The sequence below is a fragment of the Rhizobium sp. PDO1-076 genome (assembly GCF_000247475.1).
Taxonomy (GTDB): domain Bacteria; phylum Pseudomonadota; class Alphaproteobacteria; order Rhizobiales; family Rhizobiaceae; genus Allorhizobium.
Map to the genome: position 1 here is coordinate 1 of NZ_AHZC01000227.1, position 2,163 is coordinate 2,163.

The window sequence follows — 2,163 nt, forward strand, 5'->3', positions numbered from 1 at the left end:
CCGGCCATAGTAGCCAATCCATCCCCGAAGGAGTGGATTGAGCTGTTTGGCTATTTCGGCCAGCGTCCCCGGCGTCTGCCGCGGGATATTCAAACTCTTGATCGTTGCCCGCATCGACTTGAGCGCCGTTGGACTGACCGCAGGCGTGTAGCCACAGAAGAACTCGTCCCGCTGTGTATTCGCCATCCGTCGCGGCCGGAACTGATATCCGAGAAAGTCGAATGCGACATTCGGATACGTTCCTCGGCGCCGTTGATCCTTGCAGTAAACGATCTTGGTCTTTGTCGGATGCATCTGCAGCCCGCACGCTGCCAGCCGAGAACTCAGCTCCACCTTGAGGGCTTCGGCTTGTTGCTCGCTTTGGCAGTGAACAAGACCATCGTCGGCATATCGACACCATGGTAGGTCGGGATGCATCCGCGTCATCCACAAATCAAACGCATAGTGCATGAAGAGATTGGCGAGGCAGGGACTGACAACACCGCCTTGCGGGGTGCCGCACGTCCGCGCAACGACCTCACCATTCTTCTCCATCGGCGCTGCCAGCCATCTTCCGATGTAGAGCAGAGCCCACTTGCATGTGACGTGCTTCCTGACCGCCTTCAGCAAGAGATCGTGTGGAAGGTTGTCGAACAGTCCTTTGATGTCGAATTCCAAAACCCAATCATACTTCCAACACCGCTGGCGCGTCACGCCGACGGCATCCAAGGCCGACTTCCCCGGCCTGTACCCGTATGAGTCTGGAAGAAAGAGGGAGTCCAAATCCGGCTCAATCATCTGTTTGACCACCGTCTGCGCGATCCGATCACTGACCGTGGGCACACCCAAAACCCTCTCGCCTCCAGTCTTCTTTGGAATGGAGACGGCACGCACCGGTGGCGGAAAGTAGGCTCCGGATGACATCCGATTCCAGATCTTGTAGAGATTTCTCGCAAGGTCTTTCTCGAACATTTCCAAAGTCTCGCCGTCCACCCCGGCTGCGCCATGGTTGGCTTTGACCGCTTTATAAGCTTCGTACACTTGCCGTTTCTCAATTCGAAACGGCTTGTCTGCCGTACTTTCCGAAGTCATCCTGTTTCCAGTTGTTTCAAACAATACGACCACCTGATCCGACCCCTTTGCTCCGACCCCATTACAGGGTCCTCGACGCTCTTACGGGTCGGTCCGCCCCAGTCTCCCGCATCGGTACTCTCGCCTTGCGGTTTGCGCCGCTTGAGCTTCTCCCTTGGCATCAGGAGCCTGGTTCCTGCAGTTCCGCGTGAAAGCCTATATTCAAATCACGCCCCCTCTACGCCGGTCGCCGCCCGCCCGGTCATCAGGCATCTGGCGGACTTGTCCCAGGACGACGAAACGGTCCTGGTTTCGACGACACTTACGTTCATAACGACGCGTCTTCGGAGGGTTCACTTTCGTTCGTCTTTTGAACATGCACCTGCTCGGATCTCGTCCGAACGTTTCATCCGACGCTCACCACCACGGCTCTTTACCGCAGCAGCTCGGACTGGTTTGAGACCTGCTCCTGAAAGCCGATCCCGGAGGGCCGTCCCCCATCATTCGCGCAGCTTTACGCTACGGTCTTAGTTCATGTCGAACTCCTTCCGCTGCTCTGCAGCACACTTTCATCGATGAAGACAAGCTTGGCGGGATCGAGGTCCAGTTGATCATCGAACCAGTGCTGACGCTGCTCCAAGACGTCCGGGCGGCTCTGCTCTATCGCGTGGCCAGTCTTTTTTACGCGTCTGGCCGTGCCGGACGAGGAAACGATGCAAGGCCGACTTGCTGATCGTGACGCCTTGCTCCGCCAGCGCGTCACGAAGCTCAAACAGGGTTCCGTCCCGGTGCTCGGCGAGCCAGGCCATGATCACATCTCCATGCGCCTCCGTTTTGCGGGAATTGCGATCCCCGCCAAGCGGGCCAGGCCGCACATCACCCTGGCGAAGTTGCAAATTTCGCCAGCGGCTGACGCTTGCGGCACTCACGCCAAACCGATCGGCGGCTTCGCGATGGGTAGCACCAACAGAAACGGCAGCAAGCACGCGAACACGCAGATCGACAGAAAGAGCTTTCGACATATCCGCCGACCTCCATCGGCAGATAGTTTGAATCAGACCCAGCCTGATTTGCAAAGCCCTGCAGATTCAATCAGTCAGGGAACCGCTCTAA

The 2,163-nt window shown here is 57.6% G+C and carries 1 protein-coding gene and 1 pseudogene; both read right to left on the minus strand.

What is annotated here, in order from left to right; translation table 11 throughout:
* Positions 1-1,071: group II intron reverse transcriptase/maturase (gene ltrA / locus PDO_RS13660; protein ID WP_007602589.1), on the minus strand; the 1,071-nt coding region annotated here is incomplete at its 3' end.
* Positions 1,072-1,615: 544 nt separating this feature from the next.
* Positions 1,616-2,072 (minus strand): annotated as a pseudogene (locus PDO_RS13665) (helix-turn-helix domain-containing protein); the annotation flags it as partial.
* Positions 2,073-2,163 lie beyond the last annotated feature (91 nt).